Origin of the sequence: Rhizobium indicum (genome assembly GCF_005862305.2) — a bacterium.
GTDB lineage: Bacteria > Pseudomonadota > Alphaproteobacteria > Rhizobiales > Rhizobiaceae > Rhizobium > Rhizobium indicum.
This window is the reverse complement of the sequence record NZ_CP054022.1, coordinates 459,529-476,793: the sequence shown is the minus strand read 5'-3', so window position 1 is coordinate 476,793 and position 17,265 is coordinate 459,529. Positions and strand designations below refer to the sequence as shown.

The 17,265-nt window shown below is 60.7% G+C and carries 19 protein-coding genes; 11 read left to right on the top strand and 8 right to left on the bottom strand.

Going from position 1 to position 17,265, the window contains the following annotated elements:
- Window positions 1-22: 22 nt before the first annotated feature.
- A complete protein-coding gene (locus FFM53_RS26655; protein WP_246413292.1) occupies window positions 23-754 on the bottom strand; it encodes a suppressor of fused domain protein in 732 nt (243 codons plus the stop codon).
- A gap of 254 nt (window positions 755-1,008) precedes the next feature.
- Between FFM53_RS26655 and FFM53_RS26650 the strand changes: the two genes are divergently transcribed.
- From FFM53_RS26650 to FFM53_RS26630, 5 genes are all read left to right on the top strand, one after another.
- Window positions 1,009-1,299, top strand: coding sequence for a hypothetical protein (locus tag FFM53_RS26650; RefSeq protein WP_138388791.1), 291 nt, complete (start codon window positions 1,009-1,011; stop codon window positions 1,297-1,299).
- 128 nt (window positions 1,300-1,427) lie between these two features.
- Window positions 1,428-1,835, top strand: a complete 408-nt coding sequence (locus FFM53_RS26645) for a hypothetical protein (protein WP_138388993.1) — start codon at window positions 1,428-1,430, stop codon at window positions 1,833-1,835.
- Between the two features lie 67 nt (window positions 1,836-1,902).
- Window positions 1,903-2,151 (top strand): hypothetical protein, encoded by a 249-nt coding sequence (locus tag FFM53_RS26640; RefSeq protein WP_138388792.1) that lies wholly within the window; start codon window positions 1,903-1,905, stop codon window positions 2,149-2,151.
- Window positions 2,152-2,331: 180 nt separating this feature from the next.
- Window positions 2,332-2,562 carry a hypothetical protein gene (locus FFM53_RS26635; RefSeq protein ID WP_138388793.1) on the top strand — a complete coding sequence of 77 codons (231 nt, stop codon included), beginning with the start codon at window positions 2,332-2,334 and terminating at the stop codon, window positions 2,560-2,562.
- A gap of 128 nt (window positions 2,563-2,690) precedes the next feature.
- Window positions 2,691-2,951 carry a hypothetical protein gene (locus FFM53_RS26630; protein WP_138388994.1) on the top strand — a complete coding sequence of 87 codons (261 nt, stop codon included), beginning with the start codon at window positions 2,691-2,693 and terminating at the stop codon, window positions 2,949-2,951.
- A gap of 148 nt (window positions 2,952-3,099) precedes the next feature.
- Here FFM53_RS26630 and FFM53_RS26625 read toward each other — a convergent pair whose 3' ends face one another.
- Both FFM53_RS26625 and FFM53_RS26620 read right to left on the bottom strand, forming a co-directional pair.
- The gene (locus FFM53_RS26625) at window positions 3,100-4,203 is read right to left on the bottom strand and encodes a helix-turn-helix transcriptional regulator (RefSeq protein WP_138388794.1); all 1,104 of its coding nucleotides are present in this window, start codon (window positions 4,201-4,203) and stop codon (window positions 3,100-3,102) included.
- A gap of 173 nt (window positions 4,204-4,376) precedes the next feature.
- Entirely contained in the window at window positions 4,377-5,447 is a 1,071-nt protein-coding gene (locus tag FFM53_RS26620) for a LacI family DNA-binding transcriptional regulator (RefSeq protein ID WP_138388795.1), read from the bottom strand.
- Between the two features lie 182 nt (window positions 5,448-5,629).
- Here FFM53_RS26620 and FFM53_RS26615 point away from each other — a divergent pair, with 182 nt between their 5' ends.
- The 4 genes from FFM53_RS26615 (at window position 5,630) to FFM53_RS26600 (ending at window position 9,898) form a co-directional block, all read left to right on the top strand.
- Complete coding sequence (locus tag FFM53_RS26615; RefSeq protein ID WP_138388796.1) at window positions 5,630-6,457, top strand: ABC transporter substrate-binding protein; 828 nt, start codon at window positions 5,630-5,632, stop codon at window positions 6,455-6,457.
- 90 nt (window positions 6,458-6,547) lie between these two features.
- Entirely contained in the window at window positions 6,548-8,086 is a 1,539-nt protein-coding gene (locus tag FFM53_RS36850; protein ID WP_138388797.1) for an amino acid ABC transporter permease/ATP-binding protein, read from the top strand.
- A 94-nt stretch (window positions 8,087-8,180) separates the two neighbouring features.
- Window positions 8,181-9,317, top strand: coding sequence for an NAD(P)/FAD-dependent oxidoreductase (locus tag FFM53_RS26605; RefSeq protein ID WP_138388798.1), 1,137 nt, complete (start codon window positions 8,181-8,183; stop codon window positions 9,315-9,317).
- 74 nt (window positions 9,318-9,391) lie between these two features.
- Window positions 9,392-9,898, top strand: a complete 507-nt coding sequence (locus FFM53_RS26600; RefSeq protein ID WP_138388799.1) for a hypothetical protein — start codon at window positions 9,392-9,394, stop codon at window positions 9,896-9,898.
- A gap of 18 nt (window positions 9,899-9,916) precedes the next feature.
- Here FFM53_RS26600 and FFM53_RS26595 read toward each other — a convergent pair whose 3' ends face one another.
- Window positions 9,917-10,645, bottom strand: coding sequence for an endonuclease/exonuclease/phosphatase family protein (locus FFM53_RS26595; RefSeq protein WP_033183281.1), 729 nt, complete (start codon window positions 10,643-10,645; stop codon window positions 9,917-9,919).
- A 140-nt stretch (window positions 10,646-10,785) separates the two neighbouring features.
- Between FFM53_RS26595 and FFM53_RS26590 the strand changes: the two genes are divergently transcribed.
- Window positions 10,786-11,748: a lysylphosphatidylglycerol synthase domain-containing protein gene (locus FFM53_RS26590; RefSeq protein WP_138388800.1), complete on the top strand. Its 963-nt coding sequence runs from the start codon at window positions 10,786-10,788 to the stop codon at window positions 11,746-11,748.
- Here the strand turns inward: FFM53_RS26590 and FFM53_RS26585 are convergent.
- Window positions 11,695-13,221 (bottom strand): phospholipase D-like domain-containing protein, encoded by a 1,527-nt coding sequence (locus tag FFM53_RS26585; protein ID WP_138388801.1) that lies wholly within the window; start codon window positions 13,219-13,221, stop codon window positions 11,695-11,697. The two genes, FFM53_RS26590 and FFM53_RS26585, sit on opposite strands and share 54 nt — an antisense overlap.
- 117 nt (window positions 13,222-13,338) lie before the next feature.
- Here FFM53_RS26585 and FFM53_RS26580 point away from each other — a divergent pair, with 117 nt between their 5' ends.
- Window positions 13,339-14,583, top strand: a complete 1,245-nt coding sequence (locus FFM53_RS26580) for a DUF763 domain-containing protein (protein WP_138388802.1) — start codon at window positions 13,339-13,341, stop codon at window positions 14,581-14,583.
- Window positions 14,584-14,606: 23 nt separating this feature from the next.
- Here the strand turns inward: FFM53_RS26580 and FFM53_RS26575 are convergent, their stop codons facing one another.
- The 3 genes from FFM53_RS26575 to FFM53_RS26565 all read right to left on the bottom strand — a co-directional run bounded on the left by FFM53_RS26575 (window position 14,607) and on the right by FFM53_RS26565 (window position 17,200).
- Window positions 14,607-15,053 carry a pyridoxamine 5'-phosphate oxidase family protein gene (locus FFM53_RS26575; RefSeq protein WP_138388803.1) on the bottom strand — a complete coding sequence of 149 codons (447 nt, stop codon included), beginning with the start codon at window positions 15,051-15,053 and terminating at the stop codon, window positions 14,607-14,609.
- A gap of 81 nt (window positions 15,054-15,134) precedes the next feature.
- Window positions 15,135-16,229 carry an HAD family hydrolase gene (locus tag FFM53_RS26570; RefSeq protein WP_138388804.1) on the bottom strand — a complete coding sequence of 365 codons (1,095 nt, stop codon included), beginning with the start codon at window positions 16,227-16,229 and terminating at the stop codon, window positions 15,135-15,137.
- Window positions 16,226-17,200 (bottom strand): formylglycine-generating enzyme family protein, encoded by a 975-nt coding sequence (locus FFM53_RS26565; RefSeq protein ID WP_138388805.1) that lies wholly within the window; start codon window positions 17,198-17,200, stop codon window positions 16,226-16,228. Before FFM53_RS26565 ends, FFM53_RS26570 begins: the two co-directional genes overlap by 4 nt.
- Window positions 17,201-17,265 lie beyond the last annotated feature (65 nt).

The following is a 17,265-nucleotide window of genomic DNA, read 5'->3' as shown; positions in this document are numbered from 1 at the left end:
GACTTATGCGCATGTGCGATCGCTATAGGTAGGATTTTCGCTTCGGGTCGAATATCGGCGGATAATCCTCTTCGTCCAGCATGTCGAGAAAAGGGTTCAGTCCCTTCTCCTTGATGAAGCGGTACTCCGCATCGGAAATCAAATTCACCGTGAGGATCTCGACCGGATCATTCTCGACCATAAGCGCTGCCGCAATGCGCTGGTCAGTTTCGATGATCGGCGTGAGAAAGAGAAATGTCCTGAAATCGCATCCCTCGACCGGTGGGGTCGGCATCGGCACCCGATGGCCGAAACCGAACCAGGTCGCATCCATGAATGGAAGTTCGGCAAGCCAGCGCAGATTGACGATAATTTCGGGCGTCGGCTCACGCACGTACCACATCAGTTCGGCTCTGGGCTTTTCGCCCTTTTCCCGGTGCGAGGTCGGCAGCGTCATTCGCCGATCGCTCATGCCGTTGGTCAGGAGCACGTAACCTTCGTCCGTACCGACCGGCGCGAAGTCGCGTCCGAACGCATGAATTTCAATGCCGTCCGATCGGTCGTCTGCGAAGGAATATTCCGGTTCCTCCAGTTCATTCTCATAAACGGTGCGACGGTATGCGTTGAGAGATGTCGTTTCTGCTCCTGGCATCGTCGCCGTCTCTCCATTCTTTCCATTCCACGCAGACCTGGCAGGCCGGGCCGGCGCAGCACTACAGGCCAAGGTCATGGCCAGAAAACGCCTTCGACTGCATGCTCTGAGAAGTGGGAACATATTTAGAAGCACAACCACGCTTTGAATGGATTTTTAATGCCACCGGCCTCTGAAAAATTCAACGTCAACGTTAGGGGATAGACGACTGCTTGCGCTCCGACCGAGCGACGCGATGGCGCGGTCGTTCCGGTTTCGGGCCGAGGTCTCGCCTGCACTGATGTCTCCGGCCAAATTCTGGAACAATGTCTGTCGTCCCCTGTTACATTGACGATAAAAGCGGGTGTCGCGTGAAGACGAGGCAGTTGGAGGGATCGATGAAGCGGAGCATAGCAGTTGTGCTGGTATTTGCGCTTGTGCTGACAGGCTGCACGACCAGCGCAGGCAGTTATTCGTCGGCAGGACTGGCGCCCATTCCCGGCAGCATCACGTATAGTGGCCAGCCTCGCACGAAGTTGACGAAATCACCCGTGGGCTCTTCCTTCCCCCACACCTTCACAGATCAGTGGGGACGCCAGGTCGAGGAGATCTACATCATCCAGCCCGACCGGAGCTTGCTGATCGCCGCGCGTCACTACCGGCCCGTCTTCTCGCTCGACGACGACTAGAACAGGATGATTTCAGGCCCGGTGGGCCCAAAAAATCTGAATCTTGTTCTACATTAGATAGTTAGCAGGATGTCGGCTGAAGACCGCTTACACCTTTCGGCATCAAGTTCTAGGAAGGAGAAATGATCATGCCGCGCCGCAAGAGCACTGAGACGACGACCCTCGACACCAAGGGAGCCAAGATCGGCGAGCCCGTTCCGAAAGCCGTCATCGATACGAATACGGCCTCGGTCGGCGTTCCCCGGCAGACTGATCATAACCTGGCCGAAGAGCTCGGCGCGCTGCGACAGCAGATCGGCGCGCTCCAGCAGCAGGTCCTCGATGCCGCCCGATCGGCAAAGGGAAATGCCGGGAAAGCCATGCGTCAGACGGAGGCAGCGGTGAAGCTCTACCCGGCCTCAACGCTGCTGCTCGTCGCGGCGGTCGCCGGCGCACTTGCCTTTGCCGGACGCCGCGCCGCCCTGCCGCGCCGTAGGCATCAACCGGCACTGCGGGAGTTAAGGGATCTCTACGACACGATCCGCGAACGCCTCTGACAAGATTTCAGGATTGTCAGCATCGCGATTATGGCCGACGCTTCATTATCGAAGCGAGGGGATAATCATGTTCGATATCATCTTACGCAGCGCTCTTGATATCGTTGGGCGGACTGAGCGCCTTATCGAAGCAATGAGGCGACTGCTCCAGAGCGACGACCTCGACGAAGTCGAGGTCTACGATCTCGATTATGAGATCGAGCGGCTCGGGGACGTGGTTTTCAACGTGGACGAAGCCGTTCGATCGTTGGCGCGCACGGTCGAATGCTGGCCGCAGGCCACTCTCGCACACGGGATCCGTCGGACATTGCATTGACGGTTGATGGCCGCCTTGGCAACTAACGCGCCACCAATTCCGCCCTGAGTTGGCAGTGTCGATTCTGCGTGTCACGCCGATGTCACGCGACCGTCGCAGCAATATGTGCTTGATAGGCACCGTTAGGCTCACACCAGGGCGCGGTGGGGCTAAAATTGCTTTTTTCGTTGGGGCATCGCAATGACCTTGAAAACCTCGGGGGAGAAATCTCAACCCCATGAATTCATCTTTCCGGTTCACACCCGGACGATCGCAGAGATCAGGTACAATAGTCTCAGCCGCATCATGACGGTGGTCTATCACGACGGCCATTCCTGCACGACTTCCGGCATACAAGGCCCCGCAATGCTGAGGATCCTCGCCCAGCGTCCGTTGGAGAGCTCTCCGTTTCTGTTGCAGACGGTCATCTAAGGGGAAAGACGTTGCCGGCCCTTGCCGGTACGGCGCTGCTGGGCATCGGTTTTAATCAGCATGGTCGTGCATCTATTTCCCCTGGGCTGCGTTCACTCCCAACAGCCAGACCTATGGAGGGAACGCCGATGACCTTTCCACCACCGAAGACCGAATCCCCTGCGCAGCGCTTCGAAGAGGCGACCGCAGCTGCGCGCGACGCTTTGGAAAGGCTGATTGCAGCCGCCAATGAAGCCGGCTGGGGCACCGAGGAGGTGACCGCGGCACTGCTTAAGGCCGCGCAGTTTCTGAGCGATGCCAACAAGAGAGATCCCGATCCGGCCGACGATCCCTCAATCAGCGATTTGCCTGCAAGGGAGCAGATTGGTCACGGCGAACTCTACGATTAGACGGCGTAGCACTGGTTTTCCAACGCAATGAGACAAGGGTTGCCGGAATTCATGTCGAGTGTCGCACGTCTTTGCGCTCGGAACCCGTTCGCAATATGCAAAGGCTCGCTGGCCACGCGGGCGGTAGGGACGAATTTCAAGGCGTTGGTCAGCGCATGAGCAGCGCAACCAAACCAACCCGGGAGTTCACCCCGAGCTTGGAATAGATGTTTCTGAGGTGGGTTCTGACTGTTTCGTAGCTGATGTGATCGGCTATGGCCACCTCCTTTGGAGAATGGCCCGAGGCAATGCTTGATGCGATCCGAATCTCCGTCGCAGTCAGTTTGTAGGCTTCCATTAGGAAATCTCGCCGCTCATTGAGTGGCGTGGCCACCATCGGCTCGACAATGACGGCCACGGTCGGCCCCTCCAAGAACTCAGTGAACGCATCGGACTGGAGCCGGAGGAGTGTGATGCGATAGCTAGCCTTGTCCTTCGCTTTTGCAATCGCCGTATGCGGCCTTGTTTGCATACCCCTTCTGGAAGTCAGGAAATTAAGAACGGCAGTCGACCTCTCGCATTGAAGTTCGAGCTTGCCGCTTGGAGCGACTTGCACAGGAAAGCCAGCCTCCATTAAGCCTTCCGCGCTCTTATTCCATTGACGTGCTCGCCCTTGCTCCGAAACGTAGATCAGTCCGACGCCGATGCTATCAAACAGGGTTTGCGTCGTCTGTCTTTCCGGGGCGAGTAGATCGCGCTTCCGGATGAAGTCGAAAGCTCTTTTCAAATGAGGCGCGAGTATCGTGTAACGCCCGGCTGCCTCTTTGTTGAAATCGGTGTCGGCTGACGACGTCCAGGTCGATAGCACGAAGGTGCGGGTTTCCTCCCGAATGATCGAGACACCGATGCTCGTCTCGCATTGGGCCTGTCCCTTCAGCCAATCATTGTAGAATTCCGATTTGAGCAAGTCTTCGCGTGGAAAGATTTCGTCTCCGCAGACACCTTGACCAACCGGCACAAAGCTCAATCTCGGAATCCAGGGGTTCACTGCGGCAAAGTGGCTGCTGAACTGGTCGACCTCATTCCTCGAAAACCCCGATACGTAGGGAACATGGGCCACAGGCGAGGCCAGATCGTGGTAATGGAGGGCAGCCTTTCCATTCGGCGAGGTTTGCGCAACGCGATCCAGAAAATCCTGCCAGTTGCACTCACCGAATAGACTTCCATAGATCAAATCTATCAGCTCAGATGAAGCGTCTTTTGACTGGAGCATGATCTTTCTGAAAATCCCACAGCGAGTATTTTCGGTATTAAATAACGTTGGTCAGGCAAAGACAACAGCAACCCCATGTAATATCAAATCGGCGACGATGGACATCAGTTGCGATCGCAATGCGGTACTACTCGCTGCTTCAAGCGATGCGGGTATGGCCAACTCAATAGGTTTCACTGGCCGATCGCCGCGACGGAGCCGCGCAGGATGAGGCTGGTGCTGACGCGCAGGCGTTCGACGGCAAGAGGGGTGCGTTCGATACGGGCGATGAGCCGCTCGCCGGCGAGCTTGCCCATCTCGTAGACGCGCTGGTCGACGATGGTGATCGGCGGAACAGTGACGCTGGTCCAATCGGCGTCGAGAAACGAAATCATCGACACGTCCTTGGGGATCGACAGGCCGAGCGATTGCAGCGACTTGAAGATGCGCAAGCCGACGAGGCTGTCCGATGCCAGCAGCGCCGTCGGCGCAGCGCTGTCGGCGAGCAGGCGTTTGATCACGCCGTCCGTCTGATGCTGATCCGTGGCGCCGAGCCTGACATAATGAAGAGGGTTCGGCAAACCCGCCTCGGTCAGGACGCTGACAAAACCCTCCACGCGTTCACGCACGGCGGAATTCGAGATCCGCCCGATATCGGTGAGCCCGCCGCCCTCGGCATCCATGGCAGAGACGTAGGCGAGGCGGCGATGTCCTTGCCCGATCAGATGCCGGGTCGCCGAGATGGCCGCATCCCGGTCGTCGCCGGTCACGGCGTCGACATCGAGTTCGGGGATCGCCCGGTCGAACAGGACGAGCGGCACGCCGGCACGGCGGACGTGGTGGAGATGATCGATACTGTCGCAGCGGGCCGGCGTGACGATCAGGCCATCGACGCGTTTGCCGATCAGGAGGTCGACGGCCGATTTTTCCGCATCGAGCTCTTCGCCCGAATTGGCGATGATGACGTTGAAGCCCGCAAGACGGGCCGCATCGCTAATGCCGCGCACTGCCAGGCTGAAGAAAGCGTTCTCGATGTCGCCGACCACGATCCCGATGATGCCGGATCTTCCGGTGCTCATGCTGCGGGCGAGTTCGTTCGGGCGATATTCGAGGGCGGCGGCCGCCGCCATGACCTGATCTGTGATCTTGGCGCTGACCACGCCGTAGCCGCCGAGAACGCGGGCGGCCGTGGCCTTCGAGACCTTTGCGGCCTTCGCGACGTCGGCGACCGTGACTGAACGTTTCGGATGAGCGGAATCTTCCATGGGCCGAGGACTACAAGAGTTGTTGACGACCGGTCAATTGACGGATATCAAATATGTTGTGAGACCGGTCTCTTTATATCAGAGACCGGTATCTTGTCCATAAATCTCTACCGCAACTGCGCGGCAGGGCAGGGCGACCGACAATGCCGACAAGAGCATTCCTTTCAGAGTGGAGAACGACGATGAAGCCTTTTCTATTTTTTCCGACCATCACGGCCCCGTTGCGGGCCGGCCTTGTCACATGCCTTCTTGCGATGGGCGCAAGTTCTGCGGCCGCCGTCGACAATCCCTATAACCTGATCGAGCCCGGGACTATCAGCGTCGGCACGATGGGCGATTCCAAGCCCTATACGTTTGCCACGGCGGACGGCCAGTTCACCGGTTTCGATATCGAGCTGTTTCTCAACGTCGTCTCCCGCCTCGGCTTTCAAAAAGACAAGGTGACGTTCACGGGTCAGGAATTTTCAGCACTCCTGCCGTCGGTCGCAAACGAAAGGTTCGACGTTGCCGTTGCGGCGATCGGAACCACCGAAGCCCGCAAGAAGACCATCGACTTTTCCGACGGCTATCTTGCCGGTTATCTCTCCGTCCTGACCCCGGATGCCGGTATAAAGGATGCCGATGGCCTCAAGGGCAAGCGTCTCGGCGTCGTGCAGGGGACCTTGCAGGAGGTCTATGCAGCCAAGAATTTCGGGGGAACCGATCTGGTGAAATTTCCCGACAACAATTCCGCGGTGGCCGCCCTCAACAACGGAACGGTCGATGCGCATTTTCTCGACTACGAGGCCGCCAAGCAATATGGCGAGCGCTATCCCGCGCTGAAGGTTGCCGTGAATATCCCGTCCTTCGATGCGCCTGCTGGCTTCGTGGTCCGAAAAGGAAATGACGCCTTTCGCACGGCGCTCAACGGCGCGCTTCACGATGCGATGCAGGACGGCACCTGGAAGACCCTTTACGAAAAGTGGTTCCCCGGCTCGCCGATGCCGGAACAGTATCTTCCCAAGAAGTGACGCCGCAAGCCGCCCGCTCATCGCGGGCGGCTTACCAAGGCTCTGCCGGACGGCGGCGTCCGCGCCGGGCAAGAATTCATGGGGATCTGAATGAACTGGCTTGAAAATCTGCGCCGCAGCTTCCTGGACTGGGACGCCATGGCGGAAGTTCTGCCGAGCATGATCAGCGTCGGCTTGAAGAATACCCTGATCCTCGCCGCTGCCTCGACCGTGCTCGGCGTCATCATCGGCATGGCGCTTGCCGTGATGGGCATCTCGCAGTCCCGCTGGCTGCGGCTGCCGGCACGCATCTACACCGATGTTTTCCGCGGGCTACCGGCGATCGTCACGATCCTGATCATTGGCCAGGGTTTTGCCCGGATCGGGCGTGAGATCTTCGGTCCGTCGCCATTTCCGCTCGGCATCCTGGCGCTCAGCCTGATCGCCGGAGCCTATATCGGTGAAATCTTCCGGTCGGGCATCCAAAGCGTCGAACGCGGCCAGATGGAAGCCTGCCGGGCGCTCAGCATGAGCCACGGGCAGGGCATGCGTCTGATCGTCATTCCACAAGGCATCAGGCGCGTTCTACCGGCGCTGGTCAACCAATTCATCGGAAACGTCAAGGATTCCAGCCTTGTCTACTTCCTTGGATTGCTCGCCTCCGAGCGGGAGATCTTCCGTGTCGGCCAGGATCAGGCCGTCGTCACCGGCAATCTTTCGCCGCTGCTGCTGGCAGGCGTTTTCTATCTCGTCATCACCGTGCCGCTGACCCACTTCGTCAATTATATCGATGCGAGACTGCGGCTCGGAAAACAAGGCCGCGGCTCGGGTGCCGCGAGCGGATTGGTCGAGGTGAGCGAACTGCGGGCCGCTGCCGGCAAGCATCCCACGGTCAAGGCGGCCGAGGAGAGTACGCCGCGCTTCAAAGGCGGCGCCCTGAACATCCGGGACCTCACCATGGCCTATGGCGATCTCGACGTGCTGAAGGGTGTCGATCTCGACATCGCCGCTGGTACCGTCACCTGCATTATCGGTCCTTCCGGCTCGGGCAAATCGACGCTGCTGCGCTGCATGAACAGGCTTGTCGAACCGAAAGGCGGCGACATCCTGCTCGATGGCGAGAGCATCCTGGCGATGAAGCCGGAGAGGCTGCGCCGGCGTGTGGGCATGGTGTTCCAACACTTCAACCTGTTTCCCGACCACACGGCACTCGAAAACGTCATGCTTTCGCTGACCAAGATCAAGAAGATGCCGAGGCTGGAGGCGCGGCGCATCGCCGAGGCGCGTCTGGCCGAGGTCGGCCTCGCAGAGCGTAGGGATCATCGGCCCGCAGGTCTGTCGGGTGGGCAGCAGCAGCGCGTCGCCATCGCCCGCGCGCTGGCCATGGATCCCGAGGTCATGCTCTTCGACGAAGTGACGAGTGCGCTCGATCCCGAACTGGTGAAGGGCGTGCTCGACCTGATGGCCGCCCTCGGCCGCCAGGGCATGACGATGGCCGTGGTGACGCATGAGATGGGATTTGCGCGCAGGGTTGCCGACCAGGTCGTCTTCATGGATGAGGGCCGCATCGTCGAGGCCGGCTGCCCGCAGCAGATCTTCGACAATCCCAAAAGCGAGCGGCTGAAGCGCTTCCTCGCTGAAGTTCTCTGAAGCCTCAGGCAACGCATGGTGCTCCCGGTCGTCCTCACCCCGGGCGTGCCGGATTTCACTCGACCTAGCAAGAGCAGACAACAAGGTTATCGACATGAATGCTTCCACCAAACCTTCGAAGGTCGTCGTCATCGGCGGCGGGATCTTTGGCGTCTCGACCGCTGTCCATCTGGCCCGGCTCGGGGTCCGCACCGTGCTCATCAATGATGGCCCGCTTGCCAACGGCGCCTCCGGCCGTTCGCTCGCCTGGCTCAACTCGGCGCGCAAACGCACCGATGTCTATCACCGGCTGCGGTTGGCCGGCATAGATCGCTACCGCACGCTGGCCGTCCGGTATCCCGATGCGCCGTGGCTGCGCTTTGACGGCGGCCTAACCTGGGATGCGGACGATGCCGGCAACGAGATCGCCGAGATCTTCGACTATGAGCGCGATCTCGGCTATCACGCGCAATGGCTCGCGCCGGAGGGAATTGCCGCGGCGACGCCGGGTGTCGATGCAAGTGCGGTGACGCCGCAAGGCGCGATCCTCAATCCCGGGGAGGGCTGGGTCGATCTTCCGTCCTTGATCGGCACGCTCGTGGAAGAATTCCGCACGCTGGGCGGCGAGATCGTCACGGACGCGGGTCGCGCGACGGTCGATGTCGAAAGCGGGAGCGCCCGTGGCGTGATCACGGCAGACGGCATGCGCCGGGATGCTGATGCCGTGCTGCTTGCTGCCGGCGGCGACGTTCCGGCCATCGTCGCCGAGGCCGGCCAGCATATCGGCGATGCAACGCCTGTCGCCCTTCTCGTCCGGACCAAGCCGATCCGCCATCCGCTGAAGGCCGTGCTCAACACCCCTCGCGTCGCCATCCGGCCGACGCCCAACGGTGGTTTCGCGCTCGACGCCGCCTGGTCCGAGGAAGAGGTGAGCGTGAGGCCCGACGGCAGCTATGATGTCAGGCAATCGACGCTGGAGGGGCTGCTGCGCGAGGCCTCCAGGGTTCTCGAAGGCAATCCGGTACTGGAGGTCGAAGATTATGGGGTCGGCCCGAAGCCCATCCCAGGCGACGGCGAGCCCGTCTTCGGCGAACTGCCGTCGATCTCGGGTTATTTCGTCGCTTTCAGCCATAGCGGCGCCACTCTCGGCCTGATTGCCGGCGAACTGCTGGCGGACGAGATCGCCACCGGACACCGCCATCCGCTGCTGGCGGACTTTCGGCCGGAGCGTTTCAGCGCGTCGCGAAGATGAAGGCAGGAGCGGAGGCCGATGCATCCTTCTGAGCCGTCGAGCGTTCTATCGCCAGGAACAACTGGAGACGCATCATGTTCAAGGACGAACTCGGGGACACCGGCACAAACAAGGATATGCGCGACGGTGTGGAAACCGCGCAGGCCTCCTTCGAAGAGGCGAGCATCAACCCTGATCTTATCAGACGTGAGGGTTTCGCCAGCGAGGCCGAATATCGGGCATATATTGCGACGCTCGGTGGTCATGCTTTCGTTGGAGACACCGTCGAGGAGCCTCTCCCGATCTACGAAGGTCATGTCCTGGAAGGCCGTCTGCAAGAACTGCGAGAAGAGCTCGAAAACCTCCGCGCTCGCCTTCATGTGATCCAACATCAGGCCGCGACCGTCGTGACGGAGAACGTCCGATGGGCCGATGCCAGCGCCCATGCGCAGCTCGGCAATCAGCCTTGGCTCAAGCTGGCAGGTGCAATGGCGGCGACCTTCGTCGTCACGAGGGGCATCATGCGTTTGCCGCTGGGAGCCGTGGCGACGACGGCGCTACCGTTGGTGGCGGCGGCGATGAACCGGAAGCTTGCCCGGTGAAAGCCGTCAGACGACGGATCAGGCGAAGCCGATTTCCGCGAGCAGAGGCAGGTGGTCTGAGGCAATCCTTGTCAGGCGGTTTTCGAGGACCGCCGCCTGTTTGACGATGAGATCGTCAGTGACGAAGATGTGGTCGAGGCGCATCAGCGGGTAGCGCGAGGGAAAGGTCGCTCTCGGCGCGGCGCTGCCTGCGAGCTGGGCGTCTTTCAACGACCGCGCGGCAAGTCGGTAAGTCGCCGATGACGGAATGGCGTTGAAATCGCCGCAGAGGATGGTCGGAAGAGGTTCATCCGCCGTGCCGCGCAGCCAGCCGGGGTTCAGCAATGTCGTCATCTGCCGGATGCGCTCGCGGCCGCGAAGGCCGAGATGGGTGTTGACGACCAGCAGTTTTCTGTCGCCGACCACTATTTCGACGGAAATGGCGCCGCGCTGTTCGCCGATGGATGGCAATGGTCCGGCCTTGACCGCGCCTGTCGGCAGCGAAGTGATGATCGCATCGCCATACTGCTCCTCGGCAATCGACAGCGCCGGATGGAAATGAGCCTGCATCTTCAGAAGCGAGGCGATAGCATGGGCCTGGTCGACGCCGCCGGTCCTGCGCCGGAGGACATCGACCTCCTGAAGAGCGACGATATCAGCCTCAGCCTCGGCGATGACAGAAGCGATGCGGCCGGGATCGAGCTTCCGGTCGCCGCCGATACAACTGTGCACATTATAGGTCAGGATTTTGATTGATTGATCCGGCATAGGCCCTGCTGGCTCGTTCCCCCCGGGGAGAACATAGAAGTTCCCCCGGAGAACATAGAACTTGGTCTCCAGGGAACACAAAACTCGTTTGATCGTTCCCGATTATCGAACCATCGCGCTCGCACTCCTGAGGACAATCGATGAGCTTCAAAAGCATGATATGGAATGGACTGCTCGTTGCTGCCCTTTGTCTTGCGGTCTTTCTCCTCTATCGAATCTTCCAACAATATAGCCTCGATCAGATCGTCCAATCGGTTCGCAGCATACCTCTTTCGACCTTTTGCACTGCACTTCTCTTTGCTGCGGCGTCCTATCTGTGCCTAAGCTGCTTCGATCTCCTGGCAATCCGTTCGCTCGGCAAATCCTTGCCCTATTCCAGGATTGCGCTGGCTTCCTTCATTAGCCTTTCGCTCGGCCACAATATCGGCTTTGCCGGGCTGAGCAGCGGCGCATTTCGCTATCGTTTCTATTCGCGCTGGGGGCTGACGGCGGAGGACGTGGCGAAGATCATCCTGTTTTGTGGTGTCACGGTGGGGCTCGGGCTGATCACACTTGGCGGCATCGCCATGATCGTCAATCCCGGCGATGCCGGGCGCCTGCTGCGCATCGATCCTGCCAGCGTCCGCATCTTCGGTTTGCTGGCGCTGGTCGTGCCGGTGGTCTATGCGGGCCTTTCGTTTTTCATCCGCGGCACGTTGCGGCTGTGGCGCTGGTCGTTTCAGCTACCGCGATTTTCGATCGCGGTCGCACAGGTCGGGGTCGGGACGATCAATTTCATGCTCGTCGCCGCCTGCCTGCACCAGATGCTTTCGGCCTTCGGCGACGTTGCCTTCTTCAGGTCGGTGACGGCTTACGTGCTTGCCAATTCGGCGATCCTCGCAACGCATGTTCCGGGCGGTCTCGGCGTGCTCGAGGCGACGGTCTCCTATGTCGTGCCGAAGGAGGCGTCTATCGGCGCGTTGATTGCGTTTCGCTGCGCCTATTTCTTCATTCCGCTGGCGCTCGGCACGACGCTGCTCGTCATCAGCGAAGCCGTTTTCCGGCGGAGGTCACGCGGGGCGAATGAGGCGGCGGACGAGCGCGCCGAGGCCCAGTCGGTCTAAAACCGTTACGGGTCGAACCGGGTCGAAGATCGCCGTGCCTGAAATCGGTGAAATGCTGCCCGACAGCTCGACGGTGAATTCCCGTAAACCCCGAGGCCCGTCATTGAGCGCGTCGACCGCCTGGATCAACGAGCCGCTTTGCATAAAGGCTGCGGCAAAGCTTTCCGGTGTGGTTCCGAGATATTCCGAAAGCAGGCAATTGCGCAGGTCCGCGATCGCGCGGCGATGCTCGTTGTTGCCGGCCTCGAACAGCATGTCGCATTCGCCATCCATCCCTTCCGAGCGATTGTTGAGGTTGGAGGAGCCGATGCGGACCAGCTCGTCATCGGCGATGATCAGTTTGGAATGGACGAGCACCTCCACGTCGCCGCCCTCTTGCGGCGTGACTGGCCCGGGCACGATTGGCCCGGGCACGACGGCATAGTAGACGCGCAGGCGATCGGCGCGATCGGCTCGTTTGAGGCGGCGGATGACCCGGTCGCGATTGCCGCCCATGACAAGCTTTTCGATCAGCCCGTGAGAGCTGCGCGTGCAGATGATGACGACTTCAGGCCCGTTCTCCTCCTGCAGCCGCGCGGCAATGGCGTCGGCGACGCGGAAGGAGGCGAGATATTGCGCCTCGATGTAAAGCTGCCGCCGCGCCCGGGCGATGACATCCAATGTCATGGCGATGCCGTCGCTGATGCCGGAGCGAAAGGCGGTCGACGGCTCCGTCAGCGCGAAGCTGACCGCGATCTCCCTCATCGAAACGGCGAGATCGTCCGGCCAGGAAAAAGGGACATCTTCGGCCAACGGCAGGTGGCTTTCACTGGTGGCGTTTTCCCAGCGCCGCCTGGCGATATCGCCGATCAACCTGGCAGCGTCTCCCGTGACCATTGCCTGAACGTCGTGCAGCGGATCATAGGAAACGCCCTTGGGGTCACGTCGCAATTTATCCTTGGCACGGTGGAGCCAGGTGTCCCACCGGCGCGACGTCAGGTCTATGCCGCCGATGAAGGCAACGGCATCGTCGATAGAGACGAGTTTCTGATGGTGGCAGCCGCGCAATGTCGGCTGAAGCTCGAAGCGCAGATCGATCTGCGCATTTCTGGGAAAGTTCTTCTTCCGCAGCGGCTGCAGGGACTTGCCGGAATAAACGGGACCGAGTGCCCAGATGAGGATGCGTATTTCGAGTTTCGGATTTGCCGCTGCCAGGGCATGCAACAGGTCGGCCAGCGTTTCGTCGGACTTATCGGGTTCCAACCGGATGTCCGGATTGAAATCCCATCCGATGATCCAAATGGTGCGCCGCGCCTGCCGCAATGCGCGCGCCAGCTCGGCGAAATAACTGTTGCCGTTGATCAGGAAGGCCGCCTTGGCAGCGCTCCCTTCCAGACACAAGGCGTTGCCCTCCTGTTTTTGGCGGGCGCCCGGCCGTTGTGATTTTGTCTGGGGCAAGCTCGGGTTATTGAAGATGGTTTCGAATGTCGTCATGATTGCCTCGGCCTCTAACTGGGAGAGCAAACGCTTGGAATATTTTTGGGTTCCATGCGGCGCCAGATGAGGCGGTCGGGTTGGTAGGGCCGGCGATACGAAGTGCAAGGATGCGAAATGTCACAACGAGCAGGCAGCGCCGATCTTCCCCTTCACGGGGGACGCGTACCGCATTGGCTGGGCGACCGGATGACGCGGTTGGGGACGCTGATCACTGAGGCGATCGTCCATCACTATGGCCGCGACGAATTCCTGCGGAGGCTCGCGCATCCCTTCTGGTTCCAGTCCTTCGGCGCGGTCATGGGCATGGACTGGCATTCTTCCGGTATCACCACCAGCGTTCTCGGCGCGCTGAAGCGCGGGCTTAAGCCGCGCGCCGGAGAGCTCGGGCTGCATGTCTGCGGCGGCCGCGGCGCGCATTCGCGCAAGACGCCGCAGGAACTCGTCTCGATCGGCGAGCGTGTCGGTCTCGACGGGGAAGGGCTCGCGACCACGAGCCGTCTTATTGCCAAGGTCGACAGCGCTGCCCTTCAGGATGGGTTCGATCTTTATCTGCACGGGTTCATCGTCGCCGATGACGGCCATTGGGTGGTTGTGCAGCAGGGCATGAACGGCGACAGGCGGCAGGCCCGGCGGTATCACTGGCTGTCCGAAGGCCTGGAGAGCTTCGTCGATTCGCCGCATGCGGCAATCGAAGGAAGGAGCCAGGGCGAGATCGTCAATCTTGCCGACCGGCGCGCCGAACGCTCGCGGCGCGGTCAGCTCGATCTACTGGCGACCCTCGGGCCCGACCGGATCATCCGCGAAGCCGCGGCCTTGCAACGTGCCGAAGCGCCGGCGCCTGAACCGGCCGAACAGCCGATGCTGCCGCGCCTGATCATGCCTGCCCATCACGATGTCCGCGAGAGCGACGTCAACATGCGGCGCTTGCATGGAAATCTGGCTGCCGCTGCCGACCGCGGGCCGGCGGATTTCGAAGAGCTGCTGCTCGTGCCAGGCGTCGGCGCCCGCACGGTGAAGGCGTTGGCGATGGTGGCGGAAGTCGTTCACGGCGCGCCCTGCCGTTTTTCCGATCCGGCGCGCTTCTCGATCGCCCATGGCGGCAAGGACCGTCATCCTTTTCCGGTTCCGCTCAAGGTCTATGACGAGACGATCGCCGTGATGAAATCGGCGGTGCAGAAGGGCAGGCTCGGACGCGAGGAGGAATTGCAGGCGCTCAAGCGCCTGGACGATCAGTCCAGGCAGATGGAACGCTACGTGACGGGTCCCGACCTCAAGGAAATCATTGCCGGTGAATTCCGCCAATCCGCCGATTTCGGCGGCCGGAGCGTCTTCGGCTGGGAGGAGCCGCCCGCGAAGTAAGGCATCCCTTTTATGCCATTACCTTAAGTCGCTGAGCCAGGCAGGGCGACCTCGCCGTTTTCCTCACCATCCCAGTACCGGATGGAGGACGCTGAAACCTTGATAAGAACGATCCCAGGAGTGTCCACTCCTTCAGGAAACCACCGCTCGAGATCGGGGATCCAATGTTCTTCGAGTGCCGCCTTGTCCCGTACCAGCGACGCTGCGCCCTCGACAGCGATGAAAATCCCGGGCTTGCCGAGGAGGCTGGGAGGCGCCGTGAAGGTCAGCGAGACGGTTTCGATGCCTTCGATCTCCGTGATTTTCCTGCTGTCTTCATAGGAAAAGAACCAGGAATCCCCGTCATATTCGACGTCGCCGTTGTTGCTCATCGGTCGGGCCGAGATGCGGCCCGACCCGGCATTCGTCGACAGCATGCAGAAATCGATCTTCTTCAGTTGCGAGGATAGGTCTTCGAGGGTCATGGACATTGCAATCTCCCAGGTTTGTATGCTCGGGAGTAGCGTGCAAGCGTCCAGATTGTTCCAAGGTGAACAGCCCCGCATTCCGCTTTATGGTGCGACGACCACTTTCCAGTCCTGTTTCATGCTGACGACGTGAAATCCATATTTGCTCGCTGCATTGAGTGAATAACCGTCAGGCTCCGCGTAGGCGAATTCCCGGTCCGCATCGTCGTGGTTTATAAGAAGCTGGAAGCTCGGACCTTTCCGGTCTTTCGACCAGCGCATCATCGCAATGTCGCCACCGCCACCTTCATTGCCCCCGACGAAGACGGGACGCATTCCGAGAGCAAGGTTGATCGTCGGCGGCTTGCCTTCGCGGTCATTGACGTGATCGACGCTGCCATCGAAGACGAGCACGGTCTTGCCGCCACGCTCGTCAAGCCTGGTGCCGGCGGTACTTCCCATGACACGCTGCGGCGGAATGCCGAGCATGGCTTCGGAAACCGCCCGGGTGAACAGGATCGGACTTCCGCTGCAGATCCAGTTCTGGAACCCGTTGGCTTCAAGATAAGCGAGCAGTTCACGCATCGGCTGATAGACAGCGCGCGTGTAGGGAACGCCAAATCTCTTTTCCGGCGTCTTCTCCATCAGCGGCAATATCTCCGCAGAGAACTCTTCCGTGGTCTTTCCGTCCGTTGCCGCCGCGATGAGCTCGTTGAGGCCCTGTTCGCCGGCAGCCGCGAGTGCCGCCTCGTCCCCGCGCAAGAATGCCTGGATGCCAGGCTTTTCGGCGAGCATCGGTTTTGCGGTGATCGCGGCCTTGATATCGATGATGATCGGGATGAGTGCCGCAGGAACAGGTTTCTCCGGAATGAGTGTTCCATCCATGTCGAATACCGCCACGCGCTCTTCCTCGGGCACGAACTCGGGACCGGCGGGTGTCGTGACACGGGCGACAAAATCAATGATGGCCGCCTTGGTGGGGGTATCGTTCCAGGAAGCCAGCGGATCGGACTGAGCTAACCCTTGCTGCACGGCAAAGACGCAAAAATAAGCGGCAAAGAGACTGGCCAGAACTGCACGGCGCGTCAGTGGCATTGCTCCGAAGACGGCGATGGGGTTTGCGGGAGCGACGTGATCTTCGCCGCCGACAAGCGGCAACGACGGGAGCATGGTATCGGAGGCCTGGAAACGTCTTCTCATTTCGCTTTTCCTTCCGTGCGCCTGATGCAGCGGAAGCCGACATGGCTGGTGGAAGTATCCTCGGGTTCGGCGTGGCGGGCGGCAGGACGGTAGCGTCTGCAGTAGTTTGGAGCGCAAAGATGGGAGCCGCCCTTCAGCACCCGGCGCGCTATCCGGATTTCCGGCTGGCGCGGATCGTAGCTTGCCTCGGCGTCACTGCCGCGCGGGTTGCTCGGAATGCAGCACGAGTGTTTCGCCGGTTCGGGATGCCGGGGCGACCAGTAGTCGCTCGTCCATTCCCAGACGTTGCCGATCATGTCGTAGAGGCCGAAGCCATTCGGCGGGAACGATCGCACAGGCGAGGTACGTTCGTGTCCTTTCGGCTTCATCGCGTGGGTAGGGAACGTGCCGCTCCAGGTGTTTGCCATCGGGACGCCGCCCGGCGCGAACTCGTCGCCCCATGCATATTCCGCGTCATCCAGCCCGCCGCGGGCGGCAAGCTCCCATTCGGCCTCCGTCGGCAAATCGAGCCTGGCCCAGTCCGCATAGGCAGCGGCGTCCGCATAGGCGACATGCACGACCGGATGGTCGAGCTTGCCGCGCAGATCGCTGAGGCCGCCGAGAGGGCGGCGCCAGTTCGCACCGAACTTGAATGTCCACCACTGGGAGATGTCGGCGCCGTTCACGGCTTTCGGTTGCGTGAACACCAGCGACCCCGCCCTCAGCATCTCAGGCTTCGCACCGGGATAGTCCTTCGGATCGGGAGCTATCTCTGCGACGGTGACATATCCCGTCGCCTCGACGAATTCCTTGAACTGCCTGTTGGTGACCGGCGTCAGCGAAATCCAGAAGCCGTCCACCTTGACCGGGTGGGCCGGGGCTTCCTCCGGATAATGATGGTCGGATCCCATCGTGAACGACCTGCCGGGAATCCACACCATGCCCTCGGACTCGCGCCGGGCTTCTGTCGCGCTGTCGAATGCCAATGCCATCGCGGCCTCCAGAACCGATGTCCCGACCTTAGCTCCCGCGCGCCGTCAGGAAAGAATGTTACTGT